Origin of the sequence: Polynucleobacter sp. (assembly GCF_018500155.2) — a bacterium.
Taxonomy (GTDB): Bacteria; Pseudomonadota; Gammaproteobacteria; order Burkholderiales; family Burkholderiaceae; genus Polynucleobacter.
Genome location: NZ_JAHBAK020000039.1, coordinates 42,359 through 66,094 on the forward strand (window position 1 = coordinate 42,359; position 23,736 = coordinate 66,094).

Genomic DNA, 23,736 nt, shown 5'->3' on the forward strand with positions numbered 1-23,736 from the left:
TTAGATGCCGTACTTATCGCGATAGGCTTTAACTGCAGGCAAATAATGATTTAGCTGACTATCGCTTGATGCCGTCAAGAAAGACATCAAGCCGGTTAAATTTGCAATTGAAATCACTGGCAAGCCGAATTCCTGCTCAACTGCTTGCACCGCTGATTTATCGCCAATCTCGGTTGCCGTTCCCGATCTTTCCATGCGATCGAGAGCAATAAGAACTGCGGCTGGCTCTGCTCCAGCTTTTTTAATAAGATCGACAGACTCTCTCACGGAGGTGCCTGCTGAGATGACGTCGTCAATAATGACCACTCTTCCCTTGACTGGCGCTCCCACCAATACCCCACCTTCACCGTGATCTTTTGCTTCTTTGCGGTTGTAGGCATAAGGCACATTTACACCATTGTCTGCCAAAGCAATTGCTGTAGCCGCAGCAAGCGTAATGCCCTTATAAGCAGGTCCATACAGCATGTCAAATGGCAACTTTGAATCTTGCAAGGCTTTTGCGTAATAACGACCTAATGCGCCCAAACGCGCGCCATCATCAAAACCACCGGCATTAAAGAAATATGGTGAGAGTCTGCCCGCTTTAGTTTTAAACTCCCCAAAGGACAAAACCTTTGCCTCTAAGGCAAAACGAATAAAGTTATCTTGATTTGAATTATTTGAGCTCATAGGCCTACATGTTACGCATCATTTCAGCGAACCTCAACGGTATACGTTCAGCAGTGAAAAAAGGATTTCTACCCTGGGCCATCAAACAAAAGGCGGACTTCATTTGTTTACAAGAGCTTAAGGCCCAACGCGATGATCTCGAAGATGCCATTTTGAATCCTGATGGGCTACATGGCTTCTTTCACCACGCAGAAAAGAAGGGATATAGCGGTTGCGGGATCTATACACCCCACAAGCCAGATGATGTCTTGTATGGATATGGCAATGCAGAATTTGATGCTGAAGGTCGATATGTCGAGGCACGCTTTAAAGATCTGTCGATTATTTCCGTTTATATGCCATCTGGATCGAGCTCACCCGAGCGCCAAGAGGCCAAATATCGTTATTTAGACAGCTTCTTGCCTCACCTTATCAAACTTAAAAAGTCTGGGCGAGAAATTGTGCTCTGTGGCGATGTCAATATTGCTCACCACGAAATCGATTTAAAGAATTGGAAAGGCAACGTTAAAAATTCTGGCTTCCTACCAGAAGAACGCGCCTGGCTCACCAATCTGTTTGATAACGTCGGCTATGTAGATGTGTATCGCCATCTAGAACCCAACGCCAGCGAAACTTGTTACACCTGGTGGAGTAACCGCGGCCAAGCCTATGCTAAGAATGTTGGCTGGCGTATTGATTATCACATTAGCACCCCTGGCATAGCAGCCACAGCAAAGAAAACTTCTGTCTATAAAGACGAAAAATTTTCAGATCACGCGCCGCTGATCGTTGATTACGATTGGAAGGTTTAGCCAACCTAAGAGAGAAAATTATTTCTCTTCTTGAGGGGCTTGAACAATCTTGAAATGCATCGTCGCCCAAATCAGTATCAATACCGGCACACCAATGATTGCGGTTCCGAAGAAAAAGGCTTGATATCCATAATGGTCAACAAATACACCGGAGAAGCCGGCTAGCCACTTTGGCAAAAGCAACATCATTGAACTAAACAAAGCATACTGAGTAGCAGAGTATCGAATGTTCGTGAGCGAAGATAAAAAAGCAATAAAAGCGGCACTCGCAATACCTGAACTCAAGTTGTCAGCAGAAATTACCCAAATCAGTCCATGCAAGTCATGCCCTTGGTTGGCTAACCAAGCGAACAACACATTACTAACGGCAGATAAAACCGCCCCCAAAAATAATATTTTCAAGACGCCATAACGCAATGTAAGCACACCACCTAAAAATGCACCCAGCAGCGTCATCACCACACCAAAGACTTTACTGACAGCAGCCACTTCATCTTTGGTGTAACCCATATCGACATAAAATGGGTTTGCCATAATGCCCATCACAACATCACTAATGCGATAGATTGCAATTAGCGACAAGATCAAAACTGCATGCCAACGATAGCGCCTAATAAATTCAGCAAAGGGTTCAATTAAGGTTTGATAAAGCCAGGCTTTTGCATTGCGCGCTTTTGGTAGTTCATATGCGGCAGGCTCTTTACTAAATAAAGTCGTTAAAACACCGACCCCTATAGATCCGGCCATACAAAGGTAGGCAAATTGCCATGCACTTGCATCGTAGCCAACACCCGTTTCTGCCCTAGCTGCAAGCCACAAAACACCCGCCCCAGCCCAAATGAGCGCCAAGCGATAACCCGTTTGGTAGGTTGCCGCCAAAGCCGCCTGATGATCGCTGTCGGCGGATTCGATACGAAAAGCATCTAATGCAATATCTTGAGTGGCTGAGCCAAAAGCCACTAAAAGGGCGCACCACACCATCGCATTGAGCGCAATTTTTGGATCCAATGTCGACATTCCAACAAGCCCCAAAATAATGAGCGCTTGCGCAAGAATTAACCAACTTCTTCTACGGCCTAGCAGCCGAGTAAATAATGGAATTTGTATTCGATCTACTAAAGGGGCCCACACCCATTTGAATGCATAAATCAAACCCACCCAAGTTAAATATCCGATGGTGCTGCGATCAATGCCTGCCTCACGTAACCAAAAACTTAACGTTCCCAGAACAAGCAATAAAGGTAATCCAGCCGAAAACCCCAAAAAAAGCATTCGCAAGCAAGGCCATTCCAGATAAACCCGAAAGTCTTTTAGCCAAGATTGAACTGCTGCAAACACCTTGATGTTGATGTCCTAGGCGCGGCGAACACGGAACAAGGCAAGGCTGCCAAAAAGATTTGGCATCAACGTCACTTGACGGCCATCGTGCAAGATACATTGATCTATCACTTGTAAGCCTAGGCTTGAAGCCAACTTTTCAAAGTCAGCCACTGTCAAAACGCGTACATTGGGAGTGTTGTACCACTGATAAGGCAGGCTCTTGGAGACAGGCATACGCCCAAGAGCTACTGCCAAGCGATGAGACCAGTGGCCAAAGTTCGGAAATGACACTATCGACTCTTTGCCCACTCGCACAACTTCGCGCAAGATTTTTTCTGTCTGATGAATGGTTTGTAAAGTTTGAGAGAGAACAACAGTATCAAAACTATGGTCTTCAAATAAAGCCAAACCGCCTTCTAGGTCTTGTTGAATAACATTCAAACCTTTTTGCACACATGAGAGAACACGCGCATCATCAATCTCTACACCATAAGCATGAACAGGCTTTTGCTTTTGCAAAAACTGGAGAAAGCTACCATCACCACAACCCAGATCAAGCACTTCGGTATTGGGCAATATCCAGTTAGCAATTGCTGCGAAGTCGGCGCGTTTATTCATCATCACGCTTGAACCTCACGCATCTGATTAAAGTAGGCACGGACCAAACTGTGATAACGCTCATCATCTAGCAAAAAGGCGTCATGCCCATGTGGCGCATCAATTTCAGCATACGTTACTTCACTCTTATTGCTTAAAAGAGATTGCACTATCTCACGACTTCGATTGGGCGGGAAGCGCCAATCTGTAGAAAAGCTGACTACTAAAAATTTAGCCTGCACCTCTGCTAAGGCGCGATTCAAGCTGCCATCAAAACGTCGAGCGGGATCAAAATAATCTAGCGCCCGTGTAATCAATAAATAAGTATTGGCATCGAAGTAGGTCGAGAATTTATCCCCCTGATGGCGCAAATAACTCTCTACCTCGAACTCAACATCAAAGCTGAAACGATAATCATTAGACTCGCCATGAGGACGCTGTAATTCGCGCCCAAACTTTTCGGCCATGTCATCATCTGATAAATAGGTGATGTGTCCAACCATACGAGCCAAGCGCAACCCACGTTTTGGCACAACACCATGTTCGTAATAGTTACCACCATGAAAATCTGGGTCGGACAAAATCGCATTGCGGGCAACTTCATTAAATGCAATATTTTGTGCGCTCAATTTAGGTGTGGAGGCAATTACCACGCAATGATCCAAGCGCTTTGGAAACTGTATTGCCCATGCCATTGCCTGCATGCCGCCAAGACTGCCACCCATCACCGCTGCAAATTTACGAATACCTAGCTTATCGGCTAAGCGTGCCTGAGTATTCACCCAATCTTCTACCGTGACCACAGGAAAATCGGCGCCATAGGGCTTGCCACTTGCTGGATTAATGCTCATTGGACCTGTAGACCCAAAGCAGGAGCCCAGATTATTAATTCCGATCACAAAGAAATGGTCTGTATCAACCGGCTTGCCAGGACCAATCATGTTATCCCACCACCCTAGTTCTTCAGGATCATCAGGACTCGGACCAGCAACATGATGTGATGCATTTAAGGCATGACAAACTAACACTGCATTGCTCTTGTCGGCATTGAGTTTGCCGTATGTTTCAATGACTAAATCGTAACCAGACAACATGGCGCCACTCTGCAAAGGCAGGGGCTCAGCAAAATGTATGGTGTTTCTAGAGAGATGTAGCTCGCTCATTCGGACAGAAGTAGACGCAAACTGACATCAGAGGCGTCAGTTGGCAATTTCTTAAAACCACTGCGGGCAAAGCGATGCCAACGGCCCAATACGAAACTCATCAACATTGCGGCACGGATGCTCACCTCTTCTTGACCTAACTTAGACCATGCGCCACCTTGAGTTTGAGCAATACGTAACGCTTGCTTTAGAGAAGCTTCGACCCGATCAAGCACTTGAGTAATACGCTCCTGTAAGCGATCATCTTCTTGTAACAATGCATCGCCCAACAACACACGGGTCATGCCAGGATTTTTTTCAGCAAAGAACAGCAACATTTGCAAAATGCCGTGAGCTTGGGCTAGCCCTGATTCTTCCTTTTGATTAATTTGATTAATCAAACCAAATACAGTTTGCTCAATGAATGAAATCAAACCTTCAAACATTTGTGCTTTACTAGCGAAATGTCGATATAAGGCTGCTTCGGAAACATCGATTTTGGCAGCCAACGCTGCTGTCGTTACGCGCTCACCTTTGGGGTTTTGCAACATCTCGGCCAGCACCTGCAAAATTTGTAGCCTACGTTCCCCAGGGCGCGGACGCTTGCGTGTTTTACCAGCGTCAGCATTATTGCTTTCGATGTTCGCTGGATCTAGTGAATCACGCATAGCTATCTACTTATCTGGAACGAATCATTGTGCCGAATGCTTGCTCGGTCAAGATTTCTAGTAACAAAGAATGCTCAATGCGGCCATCAATAATGTGCACAGAATTGACGCCGCTCTTAGCAGCGTCCAATGCCGAGGAAATCTTAGGCAACATGCCACCAGAAATCGTGCCATCAGCAAACAAGCCATCAATTTCTCTGGCAGTCAAATCGGTGAGTAGCACGCCGTTTTTATCCATCACACCAGGAATGTTGGTCATCATGACCAATTTTTCAGCATGCAAAATCTCTGCCATTTTGCCTGCCACCAAGTCAGCATTGATGTTGTAGGCCTGACCTTCTGCACTAAATCCTATAGGAGATATCACCGGAATAAATGCATCATCTTGCAATGCTTTAACCACAGCGGGATTAATCGATTCAATCTCGCCAACAAAACCAATATCTACTTTTTTACCCGGCTCTGTATCGCTAGGAATCATCATCTTCTTAGCATGAATAAGGCCACCATCTTTGCCAGTCAAGCCCACAGCCTGACCCCCAAAATGGTTAATCAACATCACAATATCTTGTTGCACTTCACCGCCAAGAACCCATTCAACAACCTCCATGGTTTCTTCGTCAGTGACACGCATCCCCTGAATAAAAGTACCGGTCTTGCCGATCTTCTTAAGGGCTTCATCAATTTGCGGACCGCCACCATGAACAACGACAGGATTCATACCAACCAATTTGAGCAAAATCACATCGCGCGCAAAACTTTCTTTAAGGCGCTCTTCAACCATCGCATTGCCGCCATATTTGATGACAATAGTTTTACCGTGGTACGCACGAATATATGGCAATGCTTCCGCAAGTATCTCCGCTTTTAACAACGGAGAGATATCGCCAAGAGTAGGTAAATGCTTAGTCATTACTCAATCAATTTATTCGCCAAACAATTTTTGGCGGAGTTCACGACGCTCTTGTGCTTCAAGAGATAAATTGGCTGTAGGCCTTGCAATTAAACGGTTTAAGCCAATTGGCTCGCCTGTCTCTTCACACCAACCATAGTCACCTGACTCGATGCGACCAAGTGCTTGCTCTACTTTTTTTAGCAACTTACGCTCACGATCACGTGTACGCAATTCCAATGCGTGCTCTTCTTCAATCGTTGCGCGATCAGCAGGATCTGGAACCAAAATATTTTCACGTAGATGCTCAGTAGTTTCTGAAGCATTTTTCAAAATATCTTCTTTGAGCGTTAATAGTTTTTGACGGAAAAAATCTAACTGCGCAGCATTCATATAGTCCTTGTCAGACATTTTGAGCAATTCTGCTTCTGTTAAAGGCGCACCCTTGACTGCCTTAGCGCTAGCTGACTTTGCGCTAGTAGCTTTGCTACTGGCTTTTGCAGTGCTTGCAGGTTTTGTTGCTGTTTTTACCGTCATCTCATTCTTTCCTAGATTTGAAGCATTATTGCCTCATTCTGCCAAACTTTTACAGCCTTTTATGAATATTCATCCACCTTCATCAAACTAGGCCGTGGCGGCGGATTGTACCCGAATATATTTACACCAAACATCCCTCAAGCCCCGCCAACAGGGTGTCTTTTGGTAAATCAATGCCTATAAAAACCATACGGGTTTGTTTCGGCTCAGCCCCCCAGGGACCCGCCAAATCGCTTCCCATCATCTGGTGAACGCCTTGAAATACCACTTTTCGACTGGTTCCCTTCACGTAAAGCACGCCTTTATAGCGCAGCATCTTCTCTCCAAATACCTCCAAAATGCCACCCAAAAAGTCTTCCAATTTTTTATGATCAAAGGGTTTATCACTACGAAAAACAAACGACTGAATTCGGTCCGTATGGCCAGCATGCCCATGGTGATGATCATGACTGTGATCGTGTCCACAAGTACCGTGATCATGGTCATGCGAGTGGTCATGGCCACAATGGGCATGATCGTGATCGTCTTGCTCCAAGAAATGCGGGTCGATATCAAGTTTGGCATTTAGATTAAAGCCTTTGAGATCGAGCACCGCGTCTAATGGCACCACCCCTTTTGAGATAGCGCTTATAGGGGCTCGCGGATTCATATGCATGAGACGTTGACGAAGCGCTTCCACCTCGGATGGCGACACCAAGTCCGTTTTCGTAATAAAGATTTGATCGGCAAAGCCTACCTGCCTCTGAGCTTCCTCGTGCTCCGTCAACTGTTGTTGACCATGCTTAGCATCTACCAGGGTTACTACAGCATCTAAAACATAGTGGTCGGCAACATCATCATCCATAAAGAATGTTTGTGCCACAGGACCTGGATTAGCAACACCGGTAGTCTCAATCACTACACGATCAAAATGAATTTTTTTCTCTTTGCGTTGCTCCCATAGCGCATTTAATGCCTCAACTAAATCGCCACGAATGGTGCAACAAATACACCCATTACTCATTTGCACAATATTTTCTTCGTGATCTTGAACCAAAATATCGTTATCAATATTCTCTTCACCAAATTCATTTTCGATGACAGCAATTTTTTTGCCATGGTCCTCAGTGAGGATGTGTTTTAGCAAAGTCGTTTTTCCGCTTCCTAAAAAACCGGTCAAAATGGTTACGGGAATTAATGCCATAAATAATCCAATCCAAATCTATTGATCATGCGTTTCCCCAGCGGGAAACCTTCTATCTTACCTAGTTCCTTAGTCTTTGCCAGCCTTTGCGCGGGGATGGGCTTTATCGTATGCCTGGGCTAAATGTTGAAAATCTAGGGATGTGTAAATTTGGGTGCTGGCGATACTGGCATGCCCCAACATCTCTTGCACAGCACGCAAATCCTGCGAAGATTGCAAAACGTGGCTAGCGAAACTATGACGCATCATATGAGGATGCACGTGGGTTGGTAGTCCAGCACGTATTGCTAAAGAACGAAGGCGCGCCTGCACAGTCCTAGGAGATAGTCGTTTGCCAGAGGCAGATAAAAATAGGGCCTGAGATTTTTCATCATATGACTTCGCATCACGTACTGCGCGCCAAGCCAGCAAAGATTTCATTGCTGGCGCACCAACTGGTACTGAGCGTCTTTTGCCCCCTTTGCCAAGCACTGTAACCTCGCCAGCATCCCAATCGAACCAGCCCGCAGATTCATATTGACGCTCTTTACTCTGCATCGCATCGATACCAAGCAACTCCGATAAACGTAGGCCAGAGGAATAGAGCAAATCGATAATGGCCGCATCTCGAATAGACTCATCATCCTTTTTTTCTTCCGCCTCTTTGACTGCTTGATTAACCAGAGCTAGAGCCTGCTCAACAGAGAGCGCTTTAGGCAGTGATTTCAGTCGCTTAGGTGCCTTGACATCATCCACCGGATTAGCCACTAGATGACTGGCCACTTTCGCTGCACCGGCACCACGCCGCGCATCTTTTTCAGTCAACCACTCATACCAACCGCGCCAGGCAGAGAGTGCTCTAGCGATGCTTCTTGAAGACTTCTCTTGAGAGTGCAAGCGGCCAGCCCAGCGACGTACGTGTGCATTACTCACTTTCAATAAATCGACGCCATCCTCAAGCGCAAAATTTTGTAAATCGCTCAAATCCATGCCATACGCTTTCAGCGTATGTTTTGAAAGTTGTCGCAACACATGAAGCTCATGCAAATACTCTTGCATGAGTGAATGAAGCTCAGTCGGCTTTAGCTTCATAAGCCTGGATGCGATCCAAAGCTGCTGCGGTGAGTTCTGCAATTTGGCGCAGGTAAAACGCACCCATGTCAGCAGTAAAACGAGTTTCATCATTACTCGCAAGCAACAGCACTGCTGGTGACTGACTTAATCCAACACTTTTTCCTAATGGCAAACCGATTGCCACCATACTTTGCCACTCGGGCGAGATATCAGTTTGGCTTGCCAGCAGCTCTAAGCTGGCAGCCGCCAACTCTTTTGCAGAGCCGCACAAAGGCGTATCCACCCAAGGACCAAATGCAGAATTAGGCGAGAGCAGCTGCGCTGCCTCGACTTCAAAGACTTCTGCCAAGCCCGTGGTAATGGCTGCCTCAACATCAGATTTATTGTTAGCCTTCATTAAGCGCAATAGCCATGCGACTAAACTTTGCTGCGTTTTATCGTTGCGACTACCAAAGTGCAACATTTCGCTTAAACGACGATTGAGCTCTTGATTTTGATTGCGTAGCACCGTCATCTGACGCTCTTGCAAAGAGATGGCGCGATCTTCATGGGGATGCTTAATCCGAATCTCATTAAAGAGACTAGCGTAGCGCTCAAAGAAGCCAGGGGTTGCACGCAACCATTCAGCAACCAGCTCTTCTTGCTCTGCCTGTTTTGGATCAATAGCGCTCATCTCGTTCTTTCCACTCTGTTCATTAATAGATTAATTGCTCAGCCCAACTTTTTGCGCAAGAGCTCATTAACCTGCCCTGGATTCGCTTTGCCCTGTGAGGCCTTCATGATCTGACCCACCAAGGCATTAAAAGCTTTTTCTTTACCAGAGCGAAACTCCTCAACGGACTTTTGATTAGCGGCCAATACCTGATCAATGATGGCCTCAAGAGCACCACTATCGCTAATTTGTTTAAGTCCCTTAGCGTCAATAATTTGATCAACCGTGCTGATGGTTTTGCCAGAAACTGCCTCATCCCAAAGGATTGCAAAAATATCTTTGGCAATCTTGTTTGAAATAGTGCCATCTGCAACGCGCGTTAATAAGGGAGCCAAATGCGTTGCCTTCAGCGGTGCATTCGCTGCTGCAATTCCAGCGCGATTTAATGAAGAAGCAAATTCTCCTGCAATCAGATTAGCAGCTGCTTTTGCCAAGGGCTTTCCTACAATGGCCAAAAGCTCTTCAAATACTTTGGCAGTATCGCGATCTTGAGTAAGCAACTGCGTATCGTAGGCACTTAAACCAAACTCTCCCTGCCATTGCTCTCTTAGCTGCGCGGGAAGGGCGGGCATCCCGCCTCGAACCTGGGCGATCCAGGCGTCATCAATCACGACCGGCAGCAGATCGGGGTCAGGAAAATAGCGGTAATCGTTGGCATCTTCTTTACTGCGCATGCTGCGGGTCTCTTGTCGATCGGGATCATAGAGACGTGTTTCTTGCACCACCGTACCGCCATCTTCAATCAACTCGATTTGACGTCGCACTTCATATTGAATAGCCTCTTCTAAGAAGCGGAATGAATTCAAATTCTTAATCTCGCAGCGTGTACCAAATTCAGTCTGACCTTTGGGGCGAACTGAAACGTTGGCATCACAGCGGAAAGATCCCTCTTGCATATTGCCGTCGCAAACTCCTAACCAGACTACCAATGTATGAAGTGCTTTGGCATAAGCCACTGCCTCCGCAGCACTACGCATCACTGGCTCGGTAACAATCTCCAAAAGCGGCGTTCCTGCACGATTCAGATCAATACCACTAGAAGGCTCACCATGAGGTCCAATAAAACCCTCTTCGTGAACAGACTTGCCGGCATCCTCTTCCATGTGCGCACGCGTTAGTTCAACCGTCTTAACTTCATCTCCAACAAGAATGTCAATTTTTCCGCCAACAACTACTGGGATTTCAAACTGACTAATTTGATAACCCTTAGGTAAGTCTGGGTAGAAATAATTTTTACGCGCAAAAATACTTGCTGGAGATATTTTTGCCCCAACCGCCAATCCAAAGCGAATTGCATGCTCAACGGCTTGACGATTTAATACCGGCAATACACCAGGCAATGCTAGATCAACAGCGCAAGCTTGTGTATTAGGCTCTGCACCAAAACGTGTACTAGCACCGCTAAAAATTTTTGATTGTGTTTGCAGTTGTGCGTGGGTCTCAAGACCAATAACGACTTCCCATTGCATCATGCCACCTCACTTGCTGAACGCAAATGCCAATCGGTTGCCTGCTGATACTGATGGGCAACTTGTAACAAACGCGCTTCAGAGAAATAGTTCCCAATGAGTTGCATACCAATCGGTAAATTGTTTGCACTAAAACCGCAAGGCGCACTCATTGCAGGTAAACCCGCTAAATTGGTAGAGAGGGTATAAATATCTTCTAAATACATTTGCACAGGATCATTTGATTTCTCACCTAGGCGCCAGGCCACATCAGGGGCAACGGGGCCTAGAATGACATCACACTCTTTAAACGCTGCTTGAAAATCGGAGGCAATAATGCGGCGAATTTTTTGTGCTTGTAAGTAGTATGCGTCGTAATAGCCATGACAAAGCACATAAGTACCAATCAAAATACGCCTTCTAACTTCAGCACCGAATCCTTGTGTGCGAGATTTTTGATACATATCGCCAAGATCTTTGTATTCACTTGCACGATGGCCATATCGCACACCATCAAATCGACTTAAGTTACTTGAAGCTTCGGCTGGAGCTAAAACGTAATACACCGGAATAGAAAGCTTGGTTTTAGGCAAGCTGACTTCAACCAACTTTGCACCCAAACTTTCTAAAGTTTTAGCAGCCTCATTGACGGATGCCGCAACATCATTAGCCAAACCTTCTGCAAAAAATTCTTTAGGCAGTCCAATGCGCAAGCCCTCTAGTGGTTTTGCAGGATTTGCATTGTCTGTCTGCCACGCTTGATGAAGATAGCGCCCGAAATCTTCACCAGAGTCTGCAAGCGAAGTGGAATCTTTTGGATCATGTGACGACATTGCCGAAAGTAACAAAGCGCAATCTTCGGCCGTTTTACCCATCGGGCCGGCTTGATCCAAAGAGGAGGCGTAAGCAATCATGCCGTAACGAGAAACCCGTCCATATGTGGGCTTGATGCCAGTGAGCCCACAGAATGCTGCAGGTTGCCGAATAGAGCCGCCAGTATCTGTACCGGTTGCAATGGGGGCTAAGCCAGCAGCAACTGCAGCGGCTGAACCGCCAGAAGATCCGCCAGCAACATGAGCCCTGTTCCATGGATTTAAAACAGGACCATAGGCAGAATTCTCATTTGAAGACCCCATGGCAAATTCATCCATATTGGTTTTGCCCAAGCAAACCATACCGGCGCCATTAGGATGGTTTTCGTCTGGGATACCTAGATTAGCCACCACCGTTGCATCAAACGGACTCTGATATCCAGATAAGATTTTGGAGGCTGCAGTGGACTTCCATCCCTTGGTAACGAACACATCCTTATGGGCCACAGGGATGCCGGTCAATTTGCCAGCATTACCAGATGAAATGAGTGCATCCGCTTTATTTGCTTGCTCTAAGCTTAAGTGAGCATTCACATCAATGTATGCATTCCACTGTTTGCCTGCCTCAATACGGTCCAAAAAGTACTGGGTAAGCTCCTTGCTGGAGACCTCTTTAGCGGCCAGCGCTTTAGCCATCAAAGCTATTGGGGTATTGTGCCAACTCATTCGATCACCCTAGGTACTAGGAAGTAACCATCCTGCTTTGCAGGGGCTGATTGCATATTTGCAGCACGCTGATCAGACTCAGTGACTTGATCGACACGCATAGGCTGGGCCAATTCGCGTAAAAACAAAATAGGGTGTGCAAGCGGCTCTAAACCGCTGGTATCAACAGCTTGCATTTCTTCAACAAGGGAAAAAACGGCCTGTAATTGAGGCAAAACTGCCTCGGCTTCTGCCTGACTTAATTCAAGCCTGGAAAGGTGCGCAATGCGCTGGACATCATCAAGTTTCATGGGGCGCTAGAGTATCATTCTCATATATTTTCATTAACACTTTCTATTTTCCCATTACATCATGTTTGGTTTTTTCCGTAGCTACTTTTCTAATGACCTAGCCATCGACCTAGGAACCGCCAACACCTTAATTTATATGCGTGAGCGGGGTATTGTCCTCGATGAGCCTTCAGTAGTGGCGATTCGCCAAGAAGGCGGCCCAAACGCCAAAAAGACCATTTTGGCCGTTGGAAAAGAAGCAAAAGCGATGTTGGGACGCGTTCCAGGAAATATTGAAGCGATCCGCCCAATGAAGGATGGCGTGATTGCCGACTTCACAATCACCGAACAAATGCTCAAGCAATTTATTAAGCTTGTGCATGAAAGTAAGCTTTTAAAGCCAAGTCCACGCATCATCATTTGTGTCCCATGCGGTTCAACTCAAGTTGAGCGTCGCGCCATTCGCGAATCAGCATTAGGCGCTGGTGCATCACAAGTATTTCTCATTGAAGAACCAATGGCTGCTGCAATTGGTTCTGGCTTACCTGTTTCTGAAGCAGCTGGTTCAATGGTTGTTGATATTGGTGGCGGCACAACTGAAGTAGGCGTCATGTCATTGGGTGGCATGGTTTACAAAGGCTCTGTGCGCGTTGGCGGCGACAAATTTGATGAAGCGATTACCAACTACATCCGTCGTAACTACGGCATGCTGATTGGTGAACAAACTGCAGAATTAATTAAGAAAACGATTGGCTCCGCTTTCCCTGGTACTGAAGTGCGCGAACTTGAAGTAAAAGGGCGCAATCTATCTGAAGGCATTCCACGTAGCTTTACTGTTACTAGCAATGAAATTTTGGAAGCGCTCACTGATCCATTAAATCAAATTGTTACGGCTGTTAAAGCAGCGCTTGAGCAGATTCCACCCGAGTTGGCATCGGATATTGCAGAGCGCGGCATGATGCTTACCGGCGGCGGAGCCTTACTACGCGACCTAGATCGTCTATTACTAGAAGAAACAGGTTTGCCTATCCATGTGGCTGAGGATCCTTTAACTTGCGTCGCTCGTGGCTGCGGAATTGCACTTGAGCGCATGGATAAGTTGGGCGGAGTGTTCTCGCACGAGTAAGCGACATACACGTCGATTAGGGAATTGCAACATAGCGCTCCACCACTTTTCAGACAGGGCATTCCGGCCTTACTTAAACTGATTGTCTGTCTGTCGATCAGCATCGCTCTGATGCTGATCGATTTTCGTTTTAAAGCACTCGATCCTATTCGCAGTAATGTGAATTGGATTTTGCGCCCACTCGAATATGTCATGATGGCGCCGCGCAATGCATTTGAAGCATTGTCAGATTACTTCACCACACGCGCAACTCTTGATCAGGAAAATCAAATCATGAAAGTTCGCCAAGCTGAACTTTCATTGCTCGCCAATCAATCTGAATTTTTAATGGTTGAAAATCAAAACTTGCGCGAGTTAATGGCCCTACAAAAACAAGTGCCGTTCAAAACTCTACCAGTAGAGATTCTGTTCAATCCACCCAACCCCATTTCACAACGAATCGTCATTAATCGTGGCAGTAATGATGGTTTAAAGTTGGGTAACCCCATCGCTAACGATGCTGGTATTTTGGGACAGGTCGTGCGCTTGTATGAGCGGTCTGCGGAAGTATCTCTTTTAGAGGATCGCGATTTTGCCGTCCCTGTTCAAGTCGCTCGAAATGGGTTGAGAGCAGCCGTTTTTGGAACTGGGCGAGGAAACCCTCTTGAGTTACGCTACCTGCCCGTGGCAAGTGATCTAGAGGTCGGAGATATTTTATTGACCTCAGGAATTGACGGTGTTTACCCTCCAGGCTTTGCTGTAGCAGTGATTAGCAAAATAGAGCGCAATATAGACAAAAACTCCTCTAACGTATTTTGTGTGCCAGTAGCCGCGGTCAATCGCTATCGTCAAGCGCTAGCATTGTTGTATGACCCTCAATTTGACGCAAAGGCACCTACTCTGAATAAATCTGCCAATGGCGCGCCACTTACTAATACTCCGGGCCGTCGCCAAACTCGATCTCGAGGTATGCAATGATCGACTTTCAAAGTGGATATATTCTGCGGCCAGTCAATCCGCTGTTTATTTATTTCAGCCTATTTTGCGCACTCATGCTCAACCTCTTACCCATTGGTAATTATGGTTGGGTTCCAGACTGGCTAATTCTTTGTATAGTGTTTTGGAATATTCATCAGCATCGATATGTCGGAGTTATTTGGGCTTTTGTATTTGGCTTGTTGATGGATGTGCATAACTCTGATCTATTAGGGCTGCATGCCTTTACCTACTCACTGGTTGCCTATATTGCAATCTCGTGGCACCGACGCATAGTAGCTCTTACAGTGGTTTCGCAAGCTTTACATTTACTGCCAATCTTTTTGCTAGTCTCCTTATTCCCCGTGCTAGTTCATTGGATATTGAGTGGTGAGCTGTACTGGTGGGCATTAACGGGTGCTATTCAAGCGCTGATTGAAGCGCTCCTTTGGCCGCTTGCTACCCGCGTTCTACTGGCGCCACAACGTCGACCAATCGACGTTGATCACAATCGACCGCTCTAAGAAGCTGCATGGTCTCTTTCAAAAAGCCTGACCTCGATACTTTTCAGGAACGCATTCATATTGCGACCTTATTTGTTACATTTTGTTTTTTACTACTTGTCACGCGGTTAGTTTGGTTGCAACTCGTGAGTCATGGCAAGTATGCTTTGCTAGCAGAAAGCAATCGCATTGCTATTGTTCCAGCACCAGCTAACCGCGGGCTCATTATTGATCGCAATGGTATTGTGATTGGGCGCAATTATTCAGCATTGACATTGGACGTTAATGCTGAAGAAGTGAAAGGTAATGTAGATCAACTAATTAGCGAGCTCTCAGAAATCATCGACATCTCCCCTAGAGATAAACGCAATTTCAAGCGCTCTTTGGAGGACTCGCGCAATATGGGAACCATCCCTCTGCGCTCTATGCTCAATGAAGCTGAAACCGCTCGCTTCATGGCAAACCGCTATCGCTTTCCAGGCGTAGAGATCCGAGCCAGAAGCTTTCGTGAATACCCATATAACGAGTTAGCCTCTCACCTAGTTGGCTATATCGGCCGCGTCTCTCAGCGCGATAAGGAACGCATGCAAGCTGAAATTGAAAACTCTAAAGCTGATGATCCAGATGCTTTACAGGCATCGTTTCTACCGGGAATTCAATATGTCGGCAAGATTGGCCTAGAACAAAGTTACGAATCGGTATTGCGCGGCGTACCAGGATACGATCAGGTGGAAATTACCGCGGGCGGCAAGCCAGTACGCACTCTATCAAGTTCACCTTCAGTGCCAGGCAAAAATATTGTGTTGTCTGTAGACATCAAACTGCAGTATCTCGTTGAACAGTTATATGGAAATTTTCGGGGTGCATTTGTAGCAATTGAGCCAGAAACTGGCGATATTTTGGCATTTGTTTCGAAACCCAACTTCAACCCCAATGATTTTGTTGAAGGGATTGATTCGGTTACCTGGAAAGAGCTCAATGATTCTCCACAAAAGCCGCTCTATAACCGCCCACTCAAAGGTATTTATCCTCCAGGCTCTACATATAAACCATTCATGGCGCTTGCAGCACTTGAAAATAAAAAACGCACGCCCTCACAAACGATATCGGATCCTGGATATTTTGATTTTGGAAATCATACTTTCCGAGATGACAAGAAGGGCGGCCATGGCATTGTTGACATGCAAAAATCGATTGTTGAGTCTTGCGACACTTACTATTATTTGCTTGCTCGTGATATGGGCGTAAATATGATGCATGACTTTATGAAGCCTTTTGGTTTTGGTCAAATCACTGGAATTGATTTACAGGGCGAAGCGCGCGGAGTATTGCCATCTACTGAATGGAAAAAAAATACTTTCAAAAAACCTGAACAACAAAAATGGTATGAGGGCGAAACCATTTCGCTTGGCATTGGGCAGGGCTATAACGCATTTACTATCTTGCAACTTTCGCACGCAATGGCAAACCTTGCTAACAATGGTGTAGTAATGAAGCCCCACCTGGTAAAAGCCATTGAAGATCCGTTTACTCGTAATCGCGTGCTTACAACCCCTAAAGAGAGCTATCGTATCGAACTGAGCCCAGAAAATATTGAAGTGATTAAAAAGGCTATGGTCGAGGTAAACGTATCTGGAACTTCTGCAACAGCGTTTAAAGGTGCAGGTTATGTCGCCGGCGGAAAGACTGGAACAGCACAGGTATTTAGTCTGAACTCCAAAGAATATAAGCATGGAGCAACGGCAGAATTTTTACGCGATCACGCTTTGTACATTGCATTTGCGCCAGCTGATAAACCAACCATTGTCATTGCCATGGTGGTAGAAAATGCTGGTTTTGGTGCACAATATGCAGCGCCGATTGCACGCAAAGCGTTGGACTTCTACATTGAGGGCAAGTGGCCTAAGGAGATTCCTGAATGGAAAAGAGCCCCTTAAAGAAAATCCAAACGCTATTTTTTAGTTTTTTTGCTGGATTAGATCGCCAGTTAGGCTTTATTTTGCTTGGCTTAGCGGCTGTCGGATTTTTTACTTTTATTTCAGCAAGTCAAAATACACCTGTACAAATTGCCGATGAATTACGCAATCTTGCATTGTCGTTTGTAGTGATGTGGCTGGTCTCTCGCATTCCTCCAAAGTGGTTAGAGATGGGCGCGGTTTGGATTTATGGAATTGGAGTTGTGCTGCTAGTTGCTGTCGCTGCATTTGGCTTAATTAAAAAAGGTGCGCGCCGCTGGCTCAATATTGGGGTAGTCATACAACCATCTGAAATCATGAAGATAGCTATGCCACTCATGCTGGCATGGTACTTTCAAAAACGCGAGGGCATTCAAAAAACTTGGGACTACGCAGTAGCAGGAGTTATTTTGGCTATTCCCGTTTTTTTAATTGCGCGTCAACCTGATCTTGGCACTGCCTTATTAGTTTTTGCTGCTGGACTTTACGTCATTATTTTGGCCGGCTTACCCTGGAAGTGGATTTTGCCTTTTGTGATTCTTGGGGCCATAGGTGTTCTGCTGATTATTATTTTTGGCAATACGATCTGTGCACATGATGTTGCATGGCCTTTTGTTCACAACTATCAAAAGCATCGTGTTTGTACCTTGCTAGATCCCAGCAGCGATCCACTTGGCAAGGGCTTTCATACCATTCAATCCATGATTGCAATTGGCTCTGGTGGCTTTTTTGGCAAAGGCTGGTTTCAAGGAACCCAAGCTCACTTAGAGTTCATTCCAGAAAAACATACCGACTTTATTTTTGCAGTGTATTCAGAAGAGTTTGGGCTGGTCGGCAATCTTTTATTGCTTGCGCTATTTTTTGCTTTGATTAAACGTGGCCTAGCAATCTCTGCGAGCGCTCCCAATTTATTTACTCGATTACTAGGTGCGGCAATTACTCTAATATTTTTTACTTATGCATTTGTGAATATTGGCATGGTGAGTGGATTACTACCTGTGGTTGGTGTACCACTTCCGTTTATTAGTTATGGTGGCACTGCTTTAGTTACCTTGGGATTTGGCGCTGGAATTTTGATGAGTATTCATCGTCACAGACGATTGGTACAAAGCTAATCTTTGAGCAGTCGTAGGTTAGCGCAAGCAAATTGAAAGCAATAAAAAAGCCCGGCATGCCGGGCTTTTTTAATAACTAAGGAAGAATTACTTCTTACGCTTGTTAACTGAATCTTTAAATGCTTTACCAGCAGAAAACTTAACAGTTTTTGCAGCTGCAATTTTGAGTGGCTCGCCAGTTTTTGGGTTACGGCCCATACGTGCAGCGCGCTTACCAGATGCGAAAGTACCAAAGCCAATCAGTTGTACTGAATCACCTTTAGTAACAGCTTTGATGATGTTCTCAATAGCAGAATTCAAAGCGAATTCTGCTTTAGCTTTAGAGATCTCCGCGTCGTCAGCAATCGCTGCGATTAGTTCGGCTTTGTTCAAGTGAAGCTCCTTATAAATATTGATGTCGGCGCACATTGCGCTTACATGATTTTAACCATAAAAAAATACAAAAATAAAGCTAAGTAACAACAATTTTTAAAACTACTACAAATTACTCTTCTAGCACTTCAATACCAGAAACAAAATATTCAGTGTCTCCAAAACATGTTGTCGGCAATCCAATGTGCTGATCGTATTTTAGAGCGACTTTTTTTCCTAAGTTAGCATTTATTTTTTGCGCCACAGCATCATCACGCACCGTAAAGAGGAATTTTTCTGACATGGTTCCAGGCATCGAAACCATTGCTAACTCACCCTCCCAAGTTTTGCAAATATATCCTCTTTTGGAAAATTTCTGCACATAACCAGCCCTTTCCCCGCTGCCATAGCTCCACGTAAGCATTAGCCACGTATAGGCTGAAATAGCTACTAAGCCAATTAAAACAAGGCTTAGCAGCCACTTTATAAAGCTATTCATACGATATTCTCCGGACTATATCCACATAAACCCTAGCTGGGCCTCTAACTCCATCATAAACAGTTTATGGGGCCCCGGGAGCTTCGCAGCTGGCCGCACGATTTATATTGCAGCAATTTTATGGACAAAGCGCATTTTCTAATTGCTCAGTTGTAGCGTCGCCCAATATGAGAAGCCGTTTTTTTCGACCATTTTGACCCGAAATCAACTGAATCTGTTTCTGGGGAATTTTGAGCTGTTTAGATAACCAAGCCAAAAGGAACTCATTTGCCTTGTTTTCCACTGCCGGCGCTTGCAATGAAATTTTTAAGCATTCGCCATGCTGGCCTAAAACTTTTGTTTGTTTTGCGCCCGGTTGACAATGCAAATCAAGGGTGAGCCCCTTGGGGGTCTTTTTTATCCAAATGGGTGTCATCAAAGTACTTTAAACTTAATCCCATGCCACACAAAAATTCTCAAGCCCTAGAGCAACTCTTTAAAAATAATCGCACCTGGGCAGAGAGCATGGTGGCAAAAGATGCCGATTTCTTCAAGCGCTTAGTCTCCCAGCAGGCCCCTGAATACCTGTGGATAGGGTGCTCTGACAGCAGGGTCCCAGCGAATGACATCGTCAATTTATTGCCAGGCGAGTTGTTTGTACACCGAAACGTTGCGAACGTCGTTGTGCACACTGATTTAAATTGTTTATCAGTGATTCAATTCGCAATCGACTTGCTGAAGGTGAAGCACATATTAGTAGTTGGGCACTATGGTTGCTCCGGTGTACACGCCGCACTAACTGACAGACGTGTAGGCCTTGCTGATAATTGGTTACGCCATGTTAAAGATGTACATCAAAAATATGAACGTTATTTAGGGGATGTTATCCCAACCCCAAAACGCCAAGATAGACTATGCGAGCTCAATGTCATCGAACAAGTAGTGAACGTTTGTGAAACGACCATTGTTCAAGATGCTTGGGCACGCGGACAAAATTTAACTGTTCATGGTTGGGCATATCGACTAGAGACTGGTTTGGTAAATGATTTGGGCATGTCAAGCAGCTCCACGGAAGAAATGCTTGAACGCTACTCCAAATCCATCAAGCGCTACGAAATCGAGTAGTTCCTGCTTGCTTAAATACCTATCTAATCATGCAGGGGTTGTTTTTGTAACACTCCTGGCTCTAGTGCCATACAAGCTTTTAGTATCCATAGGCCATGGCTTAGGCTACATGGCTGCTAGGATTTCGGGAGATAGAAATCGCGTTGTAAAAATCAACCTTCGGATGTGCTTTCCCAAGCTAGATGAAACAGAAATTGATGTTCTCAGCAAAAAACATTGGCGCTTGCTTGGTCGTAGCTTGGTAGAAAAAAGCATTATTTGGCGCGGCAGCGAAAATCAATTAAGCAATATGATTGAAGTGAAATCCGCTGTGGATCTTACAAACCGCAAACCACGCATTTTGGTGAATATGCATTTCACTGGAATTGAAGGAAGCATTATTTTGAGTGCGCTTGCTAAAAAAATGGGGTGGCCACGCACCTCTGGATTTTTTCAGAGAATGAAAAATCCATTCTTTAATCAAAAAATGATTGAATGGCGCAACCGCTTTGGGGGCAACTCTATTGATCGTCAGGGCAATGCTAAAGCCATCATCCGAGAAATTCGAAACGGCGATTTCATCATCATCGCGCCAGATGTCGATTTAGGTCTTAAGGATTCTGAGTTTGTGCCTTTTTTTGGTATTGAAACAAACACCATCACAACCATTTCTCGGTTAGCTAAAATTACGGGCGCAGATGTTTGCATGATGCTCACCACACTGAAGCCTGATGAATCTGGATATCTATGCGAAATCAGCAAGCCGCTGGAAAATTTTCCCAGCAATGATCCAAAAACAGATACGGCGCTCTTAAACCAATATTTTGAAAAAGAAATTCGGCTTCGCCCAGCTGAATATTATTGGGTGCATAAGCGCTTTAAAAACCGACCAAATCAAGAGGCTAACCCCTACAACCCTTCTAAGTAAGGGGCTTTTGCCCTATCATTAGAAGATGACAGAACGTATTGGGCTATTTGCCGATCTTCATAGCAATCTCGAGGCTTTTGAGGCCTGCATGAGTAAAGCAGAAGAACTAGGAGTAAACCGCATGGTGTTCCTAGGGGATCTAGTTGGCTATAACGCTGATCCTGTAGCTCTCATTGAGCGCATTGCCTATTTAGTCGAATCTAAAAAAGCGATTGCATTACTAGGCAATCATGATGAAGCTATTTTTAAAGATAGTCGCAACCAAATGAATGCCCATGCTAATGCCGCTATCGAATGGACCAAAGCTCAGCTCAATGATAGCCATGTTCAATTTCTAAAAAATCTTCCCTTAATTCTTCACGAAGAAAATATATGCTTCGTGCATGCTTCAGCACATAATCCAGCAAACTGGAACTATGTCACAGACAGCATGAGTGCATGGAGGTGCGCACAAAACTCTGGAAAGAGCTATACCTTTGTTGGACATGCGCACGAACAAGCCCTCTTTTATCAAAGTGCCGTTGGGAAATTAATTCGTTTTTCACCGCGCCCTGGTGATGAGATTCCTGTGTTGCGTCATCGACAATGGGTAGGGGTGGTTGGATCGCTTGGTCAACCTCGAGACGGAAATCCTGAAGCATGTTTTGCAGTTTTTGAACCAGGAGCTGAAGTACTGACCTTTCACCGCGTCCCTTACGATCATTTTTCTGCAGCAGAAAAAGTTCGCCGTGCCGGATTGCCAGAAGAATTAGCCAATCGCTTAATTACAGGCAAATAATTGAATGGCAATTAATACTGATATTCAAGCGGTTGATGACATCTTTCAGGAGGGCAAAGTCATTGATGGCTTTGTCATCGGCAAAGAAGTTCATCGTGGCGGAATGGCCAGTCTATTCACCGCAACTAAAGAAGGCATCGATGTTCCGATTCTGCTTAAAATTCCGCGCGTTGGTAAGGATCAGCCTGTCGAAAGTTTGATTGGTTTTGAAACTGAGCTAACTATTTTGCGCTCACTCAAAAGCCCTTATGTGCCTAAATTTTTAGGTGCTGGCAACATGGCAACACGTCCATATATCGCAATGGAAAGGGTTGAAGGGCGCCCCTTAGAAGACTTCATTAAAGAAGGCAAAGTATTTTCGATTGATGAGGTAGTCAAGATCGGCGCAGATCTCGCGCAAGCAGTGCAGTCCCTACACTCTCAAGATGCTATTCACCTCGACATCAAGCCAGAAAATATTCTCATTGATGACAAAGGCAAGTTAACCATCATTGATTTTGGTTTGTCGCATCACGCTCGCTATCCAGACTTGCTGGCCGAAGAAATGCGTAAAGGCGTCGGTTCTGCACCATACATCTCACCAGAACAAGTTGCTGGCATTCGCTCTGATTCTCGAAGTGATATTTATTCTATCGGCGCAATCATGTATGAATTGCTCACCGGCGAATTACCCTTTGGCAACCCTCAGACTATGAGTGGCTTGCGAAGACGTATGTGGGCAGAGCCATTTCCGCCACGTGCTATCCGACGCGAAATTCCGCGCTGGCTTCAAGAAGTAGTTCTTAGATGCTTAGAGCCACGGGCAGCCGATCGCTATCAAAGCGCCGCTCGGTTACGCCAAGTTTTGCGCGATCCTGAAGGCGTAACACTGACGGCACGCGCTGATCGAGTAGAGCCCCCAAGCTTTTGGCAAAACCTGAAGGGCATGTTTAAGGCGGCCGGCTATGAGCCATCCCCAAGCCCTAGGCCGAGCATGGGCGATTATGAAGCTCCTCTCATGATTGCAGCGATTGATACGCGTCAATCTGATGAAGATCTTCGCGAACGGATGCAATTAACAGCAAAAAAATTATTGTTGGCTTATCCAGAAAGTCGTCTTGTTTGTATCAGCACAATTAGTAGCACACCGACTTTTGAGGGCAACCAAGAAAAAGAAACCGCCAGCGGTATTGTGCGTGGTCACTTAGTGCAACTCATGGATTGGGCCAAGCCATTAAAGCTTCCACCTGAACGTATTTCTTATCACGTCCTTGAAGCCATGGATCCAGCTTCACGAATCGTTGAGTTTGCAAAAGATAATGATGCCTCACTTATCATGATCGGAGCATCACATAAACTACCAAATAAGGTTACCCCTTGGAGAACCTCGATGACAAAAATTGTTGAAGAGGCCCCTTGTAGCGTTCATATCGTGCGCACCTAATAACAATTATTACTACATTTGATGACACATAAAGTCATCGACTGGTATCACTACTTTAGAAAAAACCATGGAAGAAAAAGTTCGAGTTTCTAAATTACTCTCGGAGCTAGGCTTGTGCTCAAGACGTGAGGCAGACTCTTATATTGAGCAAGGCTTGGTCACCGTTGATGGCGAAGTTGTCAATGAACTTGGGGTTAGAGCA

27 protein-coding genes are annotated in these 23,736 nt (G+C 45.4%); 11 read left to right on the forward strand and 16 right to left on the reverse strand.

The genetic code is table 11. From position 1 onward, the window contains the following. Positions 1-669, reverse strand: a complete 669-nt coding sequence (pyrE, locus tag KIH43_RS05235) for an orotate phosphoribosyltransferase (protein ID WP_296967917.1) — start codon at positions 667-669, stop codon at positions 1-3. An 8-nt stretch (positions 670-677) separates the two neighbouring features. On the opposite strand from pyrE, the gene KIH43_RS05240 reads away from it, so the two are divergent. Then, positions 678-1,460 carry an exodeoxyribonuclease III gene (locus tag KIH43_RS05240; protein WP_296967919.1) on the forward strand — a complete coding sequence of 261 codons (783 nt, stop codon included), beginning with the start codon at positions 678-680 and terminating at the stop codon, positions 1,458-1,460. Between the two features lie 18 nt (positions 1,461-1,478). Here KIH43_RS05240 and KIH43_RS05245 read toward each other — a convergent pair whose 3' ends face one another. The 12 genes from KIH43_RS05245 to gatC form a co-directional block, all read right to left on the reverse strand. Beyond that, on the reverse strand, positions 1,479-2,798 hold the full coding sequence (locus KIH43_RS05245) for an MFS transporter (protein WP_297718467.1): 1,320 nt from the start codon (positions 2,796-2,798) through the stop codon (positions 1,479-1,481). Between the two features lie 15 nt (positions 2,799-2,813). Beyond that, positions 2,814-3,401, reverse strand: coding sequence for a methionine biosynthesis protein MetW (metW, locus tag KIH43_RS05250; protein WP_297718468.1), 588 nt, complete (start codon positions 3,399-3,401; stop codon positions 2,814-2,816). Continuing rightward, a complete protein-coding gene (locus KIH43_RS05255; protein WP_296967923.1) occupies positions 3,401-4,540 on the reverse strand; it encodes a homoserine O-acetyltransferase in 1,140 nt (379 codons plus the stop codon). Before KIH43_RS05255 ends, metW begins: the two co-directional genes overlap by 1 nt. After that, positions 4,537-5,187 (reverse strand): nucleoid occlusion factor SlmA, encoded by a 651-nt coding sequence (gene slmA / locus KIH43_RS05260; RefSeq protein ID WP_297718471.1) that lies wholly within the window; start codon positions 5,185-5,187, stop codon positions 4,537-4,539. The genes KIH43_RS05255 and slmA overlap by 4 nt, the downstream gene beginning before the upstream one ends. Before the next feature lie 10 nt (positions 5,188-5,197). After that, complete coding sequence (gene argB / locus KIH43_RS05265; RefSeq protein WP_296967927.1) at positions 5,198-6,100, reverse strand: acetylglutamate kinase; 903 nt, start codon at positions 6,098-6,100, stop codon at positions 5,198-5,200. Positions 6,101-6,112: 12 nt separating this feature from the next. Beyond that, the gene (gene dksA, locus KIH43_RS05270) at positions 6,113-6,490 is read right to left on the reverse strand and encodes an RNA polymerase-binding protein DksA (protein WP_071466393.1); all 378 of its coding nucleotides are present in this window, start codon (positions 6,488-6,490) and stop codon (positions 6,113-6,115) included. A gap of 247 nt (positions 6,491-6,737) precedes the next feature. Continuing rightward, a complete protein-coding gene (locus KIH43_RS05275) occupies positions 6,738-7,799 on the reverse strand; it encodes a GTP-binding protein (RefSeq protein WP_297718474.1) in 1,062 nt (353 codons plus the stop codon). 69 nt (positions 7,800-7,868) lie between these two features. Continuing rightward, positions 7,869-8,870, reverse strand: a complete 1,002-nt coding sequence (locus tag KIH43_RS05280; RefSeq protein ID WP_297718476.1) for a tyrosine recombinase XerC — start codon at positions 8,868-8,870, stop codon at positions 7,869-7,871. Then, positions 8,851-9,525 carry a DUF484 family protein gene (locus KIH43_RS05285; protein ID WP_297718479.1) on the reverse strand — a complete coding sequence of 225 codons (675 nt, stop codon included), beginning with the start codon at positions 9,523-9,525 and terminating at the stop codon, positions 8,851-8,853. Before KIH43_RS05285 ends, KIH43_RS05280 begins: the two co-directional genes overlap by 20 nt. Before the next feature lie 38 nt (positions 9,526-9,563). Further along, positions 9,564-11,033 carry an Asp-tRNA(Asn)/Glu-tRNA(Gln) amidotransferase subunit GatB gene (gene gatB / locus KIH43_RS05290; protein WP_297718512.1) on the reverse strand — a complete coding sequence of 490 codons (1,470 nt, stop codon included), beginning with the start codon at positions 11,031-11,033 and terminating at the stop codon, positions 9,564-9,566. Next, on the reverse strand, positions 11,033-12,550 hold the full coding sequence (gatA, locus tag KIH43_RS05295; protein WP_297718482.1) for an Asp-tRNA(Asn)/Glu-tRNA(Gln) amidotransferase subunit GatA: 1,518 nt from the start codon (positions 12,548-12,550) through the stop codon (positions 11,033-11,035). Before gatA ends, gatB begins: the two co-directional genes overlap by 1 nt. After that, the gene (gatC, locus tag KIH43_RS05300) at positions 12,547-12,840 is read right to left on the reverse strand and encodes an Asp-tRNA(Asn)/Glu-tRNA(Gln) amidotransferase subunit GatC (RefSeq protein WP_297718485.1); all 294 of its coding nucleotides are present in this window, start codon (positions 12,838-12,840) and stop codon (positions 12,547-12,549) included. The genes gatA and gatC overlap by 4 nt, the downstream gene beginning before the upstream one ends. A 61-nt stretch (positions 12,841-12,901) precedes the next feature. On the opposite strand from gatC, the gene KIH43_RS05305 reads away from it, so the two are divergent. The 5 genes from KIH43_RS05305 to rodA are packed head-to-tail and all read left to right on the forward strand — an operon-like array spanning position 12,902 to position 18,472. Next, complete coding sequence (locus tag KIH43_RS05305) at positions 12,902-13,945, forward strand: rod shape-determining protein (RefSeq protein ID WP_297718488.1); 1,044 nt, start codon at positions 12,902-12,904, stop codon at positions 13,943-13,945. A 24-nt stretch (positions 13,946-13,969) separates the two neighbouring features. Continuing rightward, entirely contained in the window at positions 13,970-14,902 is a 933-nt protein-coding gene (mreC, locus tag KIH43_RS05310) for a rod shape-determining protein MreC (RefSeq protein WP_296967941.1), read from the forward strand. Further along, positions 14,899-15,423, forward strand: a complete 525-nt coding sequence (gene mreD / locus KIH43_RS05315; RefSeq protein ID WP_297718491.1) for a rod shape-determining protein MreD — start codon at positions 14,899-14,901, stop codon at positions 15,421-15,423. The genes mreC and mreD overlap by 4 nt, the downstream gene beginning before the upstream one ends. 8 nt (positions 15,424-15,431) lie before the next feature. Then, on the forward strand, positions 15,432-17,339 hold the full coding sequence (gene mrdA, locus KIH43_RS05320; RefSeq protein WP_366069224.1) for a penicillin-binding protein 2: 1,908 nt from the start codon (positions 15,432-15,434) through the stop codon (positions 17,337-17,339). Next, positions 17,321-18,472: a rod shape-determining protein RodA gene (gene rodA / locus KIH43_RS05325; protein ID WP_297718494.1), complete on the forward strand. Its 1,152-nt coding sequence runs from the start codon at positions 17,321-17,323 to the stop codon at positions 18,470-18,472. Before mrdA ends, rodA begins: the two co-directional genes overlap by 19 nt. A gap of 87 nt (positions 18,473-18,559) precedes the next feature. Here the strand turns inward: rodA and KIH43_RS05330 are convergent, their stop codons facing one another. The 3 genes from KIH43_RS05330 to KIH43_RS05340 all read right to left on the reverse strand — a co-directional run bounded on the left by KIH43_RS05330 (position 18,560) and on the right by KIH43_RS05340 (position 19,737). Beyond that, the gene (locus KIH43_RS05330; protein ID WP_087908896.1) at positions 18,560-18,844 is read right to left on the reverse strand and encodes an HU family DNA-binding protein; all 285 of its coding nucleotides are present in this window, start codon (positions 18,842-18,844) and stop codon (positions 18,560-18,562) included. 112 nt (positions 18,845-18,956) lie between these two features. Next, positions 18,957-19,322: a hypothetical protein gene (locus tag KIH43_RS05335; RefSeq protein ID WP_296967948.1), complete on the reverse strand. Its 366-nt coding sequence runs from the start codon at positions 19,320-19,322 to the stop codon at positions 18,957-18,959. Positions 19,323-19,440: 118 nt separating this feature from the next. Next, positions 19,441-19,737 (reverse strand): DUF167 domain-containing protein, encoded by a 297-nt coding sequence (locus KIH43_RS05340; protein WP_297718498.1) that lies wholly within the window; start codon positions 19,735-19,737, stop codon positions 19,441-19,443. Positions 19,738-19,760: 23 nt separating this feature from the next. On the opposite strand from KIH43_RS05340, the gene can reads away from it, so the two are divergent. The 5 genes from can to KIH43_RS05365 all read left to right on the forward strand — a co-directional run. After that, positions 19,761-20,426, forward strand: a complete 666-nt coding sequence (gene can / locus KIH43_RS05345) for a carbonate dehydratase (protein WP_297718501.1) — start codon at positions 19,761-19,763, stop codon at positions 20,424-20,426. 7 nt (positions 20,427-20,433) lie between these two features. After that, a complete protein-coding gene (locus KIH43_RS05350) occupies positions 20,434-21,333 on the forward strand; it encodes a lipid A biosynthesis acyltransferase (protein ID WP_297718517.1) in 900 nt (299 codons plus the stop codon). 25 nt (positions 21,334-21,358) lie between these two features. Then, positions 21,359-22,111: a metallophosphoesterase family protein gene (locus tag KIH43_RS05355; RefSeq protein WP_297718504.1), complete on the forward strand. Its 753-nt coding sequence runs from the start codon at positions 21,359-21,361 to the stop codon at positions 22,109-22,111. Between the two features lie 4 nt (positions 22,112-22,115). Then, entirely contained in the window at positions 22,116-23,534 is a 1,419-nt protein-coding gene (locus tag KIH43_RS05360; RefSeq protein WP_297718506.1) for a serine/threonine-protein kinase, read from the forward strand. A 67-nt stretch (positions 23,535-23,601) separates the two neighbouring features. Further along, a partial coding sequence (locus tag KIH43_RS05365) for a S4 domain-containing protein (RefSeq protein WP_297718520.1) occupies positions 23,602-23,736 on the forward strand: 135 nt, incomplete at its 3' end.

Coding starts and splice junctions, on each gene's coding strand:
- pyrE (WP_296967917.1), bottom strand. CDS start 669: ATGAGCTCAAATAATTCAAATCAAGATAACTTTATTCGTTTTGCCTTA.
- KIH43_RS05240 (WP_296967919.1), top strand. CDS start 678: ATGTTACGCATCATTTCAGCGAACCTCAACGGTATACGTTCAGCAGTG.
- metW (WP_297718468.1), bottom strand. CDS start 3,401: ATGATGAATAAACGCGCCGACTTCGCAGCAATTGCTAACTGGATATTG.
- KIH43_RS05255 (WP_296967923.1), bottom strand. CDS start 4,540: ATGAGCGAGCTACATCTCTCTAGAAACACCATACATTTTGCTGAGCCC.
- slmA (WP_297718471.1), bottom strand. CDS start 5,187: ATGCGTGATTCACTAGATCCAGCGAACATCGAAAGCAATAATGCTGAC.
- argB (WP_296967927.1), bottom strand. CDS start 6,100: ATGACTAAGCATTTACCTACTCTTGGCGATATCTCTCCGTTGTTAAAA.
- dksA (WP_071466393.1), bottom strand. CDS start 6,490: ATGTCTGACAAGGACTATATGAATGCTGCGCAGTTAGATTTTTTCCGT.
- KIH43_RS05275 (WP_297718474.1), bottom strand. CDS start 7,799: ATGGCATTAATTCCCGTAACCATTTTGACCGGTTTTTTAGGAAGCGGA.
- KIH43_RS05280 (WP_297718476.1), bottom strand. CDS start 8,870: ATGAAGCTAAAGCCGACTGAGCTTCATTCACTCATGCAAGAGTATTTG.
- KIH43_RS05285 (WP_297718479.1), bottom strand. CDS start 9,525: ATGAGCGCTATTGATCCAAAACAGGCAGAGCAAGAAGAGCTGGTTGCT.
- gatB (WP_297718512.1), bottom strand. CDS start 11,033: ATGCAATGGGAAGTCGTTATTGGTCTTGAGACCCACGCACAACTGCAA.
- gatA (WP_297718482.1), bottom strand. CDS start 12,550: ATGAGTTGGCACAATACCCCAATAGCTTTGATGGCTAAAGCGCTGGCC.
- gatC (WP_297718485.1), bottom strand. CDS start 12,840: ATGAAACTTGATGATGTCCAGCGCATTGCGCACCTTTCCAGGCTTGAA.
- KIH43_RS05305 (WP_297718488.1), top strand. CDS start 12,902: ATGTTTGGTTTTTTCCGTAGCTACTTTTCTAATGACCTAGCCATCGAC.
- mreD (WP_297718491.1), top strand. CDS start 14,899: ATGATCGACTTTCAAAGTGGATATATTCTGCGGCCAGTCAATCCGCTG.
- mrdA (WP_366069224.1), top strand. CDS start 15,432: ATGGTCTCTTTCAAAAAGCCTGACCTCGATACTTTTCAGGAACGCATT.
- rodA (WP_297718494.1), top strand. CDS start 17,321: ATGGAAAAGAGCCCCTTAAAGAAAATCCAAACGCTATTTTTTAGTTTT.
- KIH43_RS05335 (WP_296967948.1), bottom strand. CDS start 19,322: ATGAATAGCTTTATAAAGTGGCTGCTAAGCCTTGTTTTAATTGGCTTA.
- KIH43_RS05340 (WP_297718498.1), bottom strand. CDS start 19,737: ATGACACCCATTTGGATAAAAAAGACCCCCAAGGGGCTCACCCTTGAT.
- can (WP_297718501.1), top strand. CDS start 19,761: ATGCCACACAAAAATTCTCAAGCCCTAGAGCAACTCTTTAAAAATAAT.
- KIH43_RS05355 (WP_297718504.1), top strand. CDS start 21,359: ATGACAGAACGTATTGGGCTATTTGCCGATCTTCATAGCAATCTCGAG.
- KIH43_RS05360 (WP_297718506.1), top strand. CDS start 22,116: ATGGCAATTAATACTGATATTCAAGCGGTTGATGACATCTTTCAGGAG.